Here is a 6,046-nt window from a genome sequence, read left to right on the forward strand (position 1 = left end):
AGCTAGCTTCCGAGCGCCGCAGCAATCCCCACGATCATTGGTCCCATGAGGGGCAGGAGAACATTGGAAATCGCATAGGTGACCGTGTATCCGATGACCGGCGTCGAATTCCCGGCCTGGGACACAAGTGCGCTGATCGTTGGCGTACTGCAATGCTGACCAGCGATTGCGCCAAGAAGAATTGGTGTCTCGATCTTCATCAGTTTCGCGCCGACAAAAAGTGACACGAGAGCCGGAACGAAGGAAACGATCAGGCCAAGGATCGGCAGGATCAGTCCGTATTGAAGGACAAGATCGATCGCCTCGGGTCCGGCGCTTAACCCGATGGCGGCGATGAATGTCGCCAGTCCGAAATCTTTCGCAAATTCAGCGGCAGGAACCGGAAACCCGCCGCGCGCCGGATTTCGCATGTTGAGCCAACCGAAGACAAGGCCAGCGATCAAGGCGCCGCCGCCTGACCCTAACGTCAGCTCCCAGCCGCGAATATTGAGAGAGAAGTTACCCAGCAGAAGACCGGCGACGATCCCCAGTCCGATAAAGACAAAATCTGTGCTGGCGACTTTGGGCAACGGCTTACCCAATGCATGCACCGCGCGCGTAACCACCTCTTCCTGTCCATAAAGCGTCAGAACATCTCCTTCATGGAGAACCGTACCGGGCAATGCCGGGATATTCTGCCCTAACCGGCGGATATTTGATATGAACACGCCACGCCGCAATTCTGGCGAAGCCGAATGGCGCAACTGGCGAATTTGACGCCCAAATGCGTCAGCCCGGATGAGAACCACTTCACGGGTCACCAGCGCCAGACTGGTGCCGTCCGGCACGGGAACTTCGTCTCCAAATGAATCCTGAATGGCGATAACCGCGTTACGGCGTCCGTGTACAATGACAATGTCATCCGGCTTCAAAAGGAACGCAGGGTCTGTTTGAACAATTTTCTTATGTCGGCGCACACGTTCAATCGTGACAGTCCAGTTCCAGCCTTTCTCCAAATCGCCAACCGTCAGTCCGCCGAGGGAGCCAGCCCTGAAAGCACGGGCGACGAACATAGGTAACCCCTCGACCTGATCGTCGTCCTCATCCTCCGAATCCAGTTTTCTGGCGAGCGCCTGCGCTTCGGTTTTGAGATCGACCTTCAAAAGTATCGGCGCAAGCTGGGTCGTGAACACCACGATCGCCAAAAGCCCGAACAGATAGGTGAGGCTGTAAGCGGTGGCGACATTGGCCTGCAATTGTTCAATCTCTTCTGGCGAGATGGGCAGACGGGAAATCGTTTGTGACGCTGTGCCGATGGCCGCGGATTCCGTCGCGGACCCTGCGAAAAGGCCGGTTGCCGTTCCGATATCGAGCTTGAACAGAATGATCGCAATCGAAACCAGCAAAGTGACGCATACAACTTCGATGATGGAAAAAATTCCATACCGCCACCCACCTTGAATATTGGCGAAAAACTGAGGTCCCGCCGTAAATCCGAGAGCGTAGATGAAAAGAGTGAAGGCGCTGTCCTTCAGGTCCGGCGAAATGCGGACGCCAAGTTGCCCGATTGCTAGCGCCGCCAGCAATGTCCCGCAAACCCCGCCCAATCGAACCGGGCCAATGCGCAAGCGGCCGATGAGGTAGCCTATTGCAAGGGAAGCAAATAGCGCCACCACAGGGTCAGTGAGAAAATACAACGCGGACCCCAGGCTTGCAAACTTATATTTTATTGCTGATGCATAACTAATATAATAATTCAGTTTTTCTGTCTGTCCAGATTCTTGAAAGTGCTTTTATAGCAATTTTTTAGATGATTACTTGGAATTGGCCGCCTTGCGTTTCCTGATACCGCCGTCCGGCGTTGTCGGAAACAGGACGCATATCCGTAAAGGTTAATTCAGCGGTAGCTCGTTCTGAATTGGAACAACCAATTATTATTTATCTATTGAATTGATATTCGGTCGGATTTAGTTTCATATTCCGTTAATGGAAGAATGATTATTATTTAATTGAATAATATTACATTTGGTTAAATTAGCTACGCGTAAGATTTCGGTAAAAATTATATTGTGGCGGTCTGTTCGAGCGGCTGATCAATAACAGGTTTCGGGATAGAATATGGAAAAGCGACCGCTGACACTGACGATTAATGGTGTCACAGTCGGACCCGTTGACGTTCCGCTCGGGATGCCGATGATCGACTTTCTGCACGAATATCTCGACCTGACGGGCACGCATTTTGGCTGCGGTCAGGGCATCTGCCATGCCTGTACAGTTATCGAGGTCAAGCCCGATGGCGCCAAGACCGAAAGCCGCACATGCATCTATGATGCACATTTTTTTGCCGGCAAATCGATCCTCACCATTGAGGGCCACGCGCAGCGCGACAGTGACGGTAGTATTCTCAGCCTGACACCGGTGCAGCAGGCTTTCATCGATCATTTTTCCTTTCAATGCGGCTATTGCACGCCGGGGTTCGTTGCAGGCGCGACCGTTTTTATCGAACAGCTGAAACGACAGCCGGTAAAGCGTGCTGAGCCTGAACGGCGAAGGCATACCTAATGTCGCGCCCGCCATGAAAGGCAACGGCATAGTTGCGCTGGATAAACCGAACGCGCTGATCAGCGCCGTTTTGAACGGTATTGCCACTCAGGCATTCACCAACCAGCAGCGCATGTACGCCATGCCGGCCTTCGCCGACGCGATGGACGAGAGCGAAATTGCCGCGCTGGTTAGCTGGATGCGGGCGCAGTGGGGCGGGCGCGGGGGCCATCCTGTTACTGCCGGGCTGGTCAAAGCGTTCCAGCGCTCTGTCCGATAATTCGTAGAACTGATTTGACCGCATCTTGGACGACATCCCTGCACGGTCAATTAAGGAGATAGATACATGGCTGCCGGACTGTCACGCCGTGATTTCATCAAATTGGGTACGTTCGCGGGCATATCCGTTCTCTTCGCGCGTCTTCCGGCTGCTCAAGCGCTGGAGGTGCAATCGGGGCCGTCGACTGCGGACTGGCTGGACGCTGACGGCAAGGCGCGCCATCGCTGGGACGCCATACGAAAAGTGACCGGCGGGAAAACCTTTGCCCGCGATTATCGCGCCCGGGATATTCCCGGCTGGACGAGGGATCAGGGGCACGCTTTCTTCATAAAGGCGACAAAAGCAGACCGCACCTTTGAGGGCTAGACCTGTCGTTGCTGGGAAAAGAACTCCAGCATGACCGTCTGGTGATGCATGAGGATCTGGAGCGGGACGGCATCCGCATTCCGCAAGTGTCTGATCTTGCTGAAGAGTTTTTCGGCAAGAATTTCCTCGTTCCGAAGGGCGAAACACCGCTTTTGCTTGGCCATTCGGTGGCGCTGCTTGTTTACGACGATTTCGAGCGGTTTGAACTGGCGAAGCGTATGCTGCGCTTTGAAGCGGATGTCGTCCGCTATGGCGCTGAGACCGGCTTCAAGTCGCCGAAAAATTACGGCGCAGCGCGTTATGTGCGCATTGGCGGAGGAACCCCGACATCGCCTTAGGTCTATTCATCCTTTCAGGATGCGACGATCTACGGCAATTTTGATGGCAACGACGTGGTCTGGCCGGATGAAAGCAAAACGGGCCTGTTCGTTCCGCGCTCCGTGCAGACCAGGCACCGGGGCGGAGGCGCGCGCGATCCTGAACAGGTGGCGCGCGAGACTTACGAGCCCATGCGCCGGGGCATGAATGCGGCGCATCAACTTGGCGCAGAGATTGACGCGGCGCGGAAGAACCCAGACAAGATCGTGCTTGACCGCAAGGCGTTTTCCCAGTCGATCGATCCTTCGGCGCTGGAAGCGGACAATGGCAATGCATGGTACGATGCGCAAACGCGGACGCTGCATATCATCGCCGCCGTGCAATCGCCTTACGATGCGGCGCGCTTCGCAGCCATGATCGTCAAGGGCAACAAGACCTTTCCGGTCGATGAGATCAAGCTCCAATTCGGCACAACGGTCGGCTATGGCTCGAAAGACCATTCGATTTTCCCGCTTTACTGCGTGATGGCGGCGTTTTACGGCGGTGGCAAAGCCGTGCGTCTTGCCAATGATCGCTATGAGCAGTTCCAGATGGGCCTCAAGCGCCATTCGTTCCATATGGATGTCTCGCTTGTCGCCGACCGCAAGACGGGCCAGTTCGAAATCATGAAAGGGCACTATGTCGCCAATGGAGGCGGACGGGCCAACTATTCCTTCTCCGTCGCGCAAGTCGCCGCAACGGCGGCGCAATCGATCTATTATCTGCCGAAATCGGACTTCAGTTCGGTCGCGCTGGCGAGCCAGGCCGTGGAGGCAGGTTCCATGCGCGGCTATGGCGCGCTTCAGGTCATGTCGGTGACTGAACTTATGGTTGATGAACTGGCAAATGAACTTGCCATCGACGCCATTGAGCTTCGTCGCCGCAACGCCACCAAGGCGGGCTACCTGAACACGCAAGGCGCTCAGCCGCTTGGCGATCCGCGCAATATCGAAATGCTCGACAAGGCGGCCAGCAATCCGCTTTGGACCAATCGCAAACAGGCCAAGAAGGATTATGACGCGGCGCATCCGGGCCGCCTTTACGGCATCGGCTTTGCGCAGGTGCAGAAGGATTACGGCACGGGGGCTGACACCTCCGCGCTTGCGCTGGAATTCGACGCGCAGGGGCGGCTGACCATGCGGCATTGCGTGCTGGAAATTGGCACCGGAGCGACAACGGCGCAACAGGTTCTGGCGCGCGACATCATCGGCAAAGTGCCCGATGACGTGGAATTCGGCGTGACGGATTTTCCGCAGCTTCCGATAACCAGCACCGGTTCGCCCTATACCATGACGCAGGCGCAGCAGGACGAGGCCGAGAAGAACCCTTACTGGGTCCCTGCCACTTTGCCAGCGATGAGTGCCTCCAACAGCGCGTATTTTCTAAGCTTCGGCACCCGGCAGGCCGCGCAGTTCCTGCTGGAACACACCATTTGGCCTGCGGCGCGGACCATCTGGAGCGAAGGGCCAGCCGACGGACAAATATCGGCTGGTGACGTGACTTTCGCCGATATCCGTATAGTCCCGGGCGGTGTGGGCGGCGGCAGTATGGAAACGCTTTCCTTTGGGCGCATCGCCCGCAAGGCGCACGAACTGGGCTTGATCACAGGGGTGGCGCTTCATTGTTTCAGTCGCTGGGAATGGGCGACCGCTCAGTTCACCGTTCCCGGCGCAGGCATGCGCGAGCTTGCCATCGACGCTTTGGCGGTGCGCTATGATGATGGCGCTCTCGCCGAGGCGAAACGGCGGATGACCACGGGTGGTTATGAATATATCAAACGCAGCAAGGTCAATTTCCCGCCGGTGCAGCGCGTCAATGCGGGCGTGACGACCTATGCGCCAGCGTCCTGCATTGTGGAACTCAACGTCAACACCTTTACGGGTGCGGTTGAGATCATGCAGCATCACAGCATTCTCGATCCCGGCAAGATCATCGTGCCCGAACTGGTATCGGGCCAGCAGCAGGGTGGCCTCGCCATGGGCATCGGCCACGCGCCTATGGAGGAACTGCCACTTTACGATGATGGTCCGGGCGACGGAACATGGAATTTCAATCGCTATACATTGCCGAGATCGAAAGACGTCGCCGTATGGAAACAGAGCGCGGACTATCTGACGCCGCTTTCTGATACTTCGCCGCCAAAGGGCATTGCCGAGGTCGTGACGATCCCGATCATTCCGGCCATTGGAAACGCCATAGCGCATGCCACGGGCAAGCGGTTCTATGAACTTCCGATCACACCTGAAAAGATCAAGCGAGCACTTGGTTAGAGCAACTTAGACAAGTCGATAAAAAACGGCCGAGCGGTTCTCACAAACCTTCAGTGGAGCAAGTCGAGGAATTGTTGCACCGGGGAAGTGCAATCAACTTTGCGAAGCCTTCGGGCGAGTTTTGCGGTGGGTAGAAGTTGCTTGTTAAAGACAGATGGTGTGTCGGTTTAGAGCCGAACCGAAAATTAAGTTGAGCGATTTCAGGAGTTTATGATTCTCTGTGGTTTACCAAGACTACGGAGGATCACATGGC

Annotated in this window: 6 protein-coding genes; 5 read left to right on the top strand and 1 reads right to left on the bottom strand. The window is 55.9% G+C overall.

The window, feature by feature from the left end; genetic code table 11:
* Positions 1-2: 2 nt before the first annotated feature.
* Positions 3-1,676: an aspartate-alanine antiporter gene (gene aspT, locus HWD97_RS20970; RefSeq protein WP_371835511.1), complete on the bottom strand. Its 1,674-nt coding sequence runs from the start codon at positions 1,674-1,676 to the stop codon at positions 3-5.
* A gap of 421 nt (positions 1,677-2,097) precedes the next feature.
* Between aspT and HWD97_RS20975 the strand changes: the two genes are divergently transcribed.
* The 5 genes from HWD97_RS20975 to HWD97_RS20995 all read left to right on the top strand — a co-directional run bounded on the left by HWD97_RS20975 (position 2,098) and on the right by HWD97_RS20995 (position 5,793).
* The gene (locus tag HWD97_RS20975; protein WP_109365585.1) at positions 2,098-2,541 is read left to right on the top strand and encodes a (2Fe-2S)-binding protein; all 444 of its coding nucleotides are present in this window, start codon (positions 2,098-2,100) and stop codon (positions 2,539-2,541) included.
* Between the two features lie 13 nt (positions 2,542-2,554).
* Positions 2,555-2,800 carry a cytochrome c gene (locus HWD97_RS20980; protein ID WP_109365586.1) on the top strand — a complete coding sequence of 82 codons (246 nt, stop codon included), beginning with the start codon at positions 2,555-2,557 and terminating at the stop codon, positions 2,798-2,800.
* Between the two features lie 66 nt (positions 2,801-2,866).
* Positions 2,867-3,166, top strand: a complete 300-nt coding sequence (locus HWD97_RS20985) for a hypothetical protein (RefSeq protein ID WP_235859065.1) — start codon at positions 2,867-2,869, stop codon at positions 3,164-3,166.
* Positions 3,167-3,174: 8 nt separating this feature from the next.
* Positions 3,175-3,504 carry a hypothetical protein gene (locus HWD97_RS20990; RefSeq protein ID WP_235859064.1) on the top strand — a complete coding sequence of 110 codons (330 nt, stop codon included), beginning with the start codon at positions 3,175-3,177 and terminating at the stop codon, positions 3,502-3,504.
* Positions 3,505-3,558: 54 nt separating this feature from the next.
* The gene (locus tag HWD97_RS20995; protein WP_371835512.1) at positions 3,559-5,793 is read left to right on the top strand and encodes a xanthine dehydrogenase family protein molybdopterin-binding subunit; all 2,235 of its coding nucleotides are present in this window, start codon (positions 3,559-3,561) and stop codon (positions 5,791-5,793) included.
* Positions 5,794-6,046: the final 253 nt, after the last annotated feature.

This window comes from Ochrobactrum sp. C6C9, assembly GCF_022627935.1.
GTDB classification, from domain to species: domain Bacteria; phylum Pseudomonadota; class Alphaproteobacteria; order Rhizobiales; family Rhizobiaceae; genus Brucella; species Brucella teleogrylli.

Coding starts and splice junctions, on each gene's coding strand:
- HWD97_RS20980 (WP_109365586.1), top strand. CDS start 2,555: ATGAAAGGCAACGGCATAGTTGCGCTGGATAAACCGAACGCGCTGATC.
- HWD97_RS20985 (WP_235859065.1), top strand. CDS start 2,867: ATGGCTGCCGGACTGTCACGCCGTGATTTCATCAAATTGGGTACGTTC.
- HWD97_RS20975 (WP_109365585.1), top strand. CDS start 2,098: ATGGAAAAGCGACCGCTGACACTGACGATTAATGGTGTCACAGTCGGA.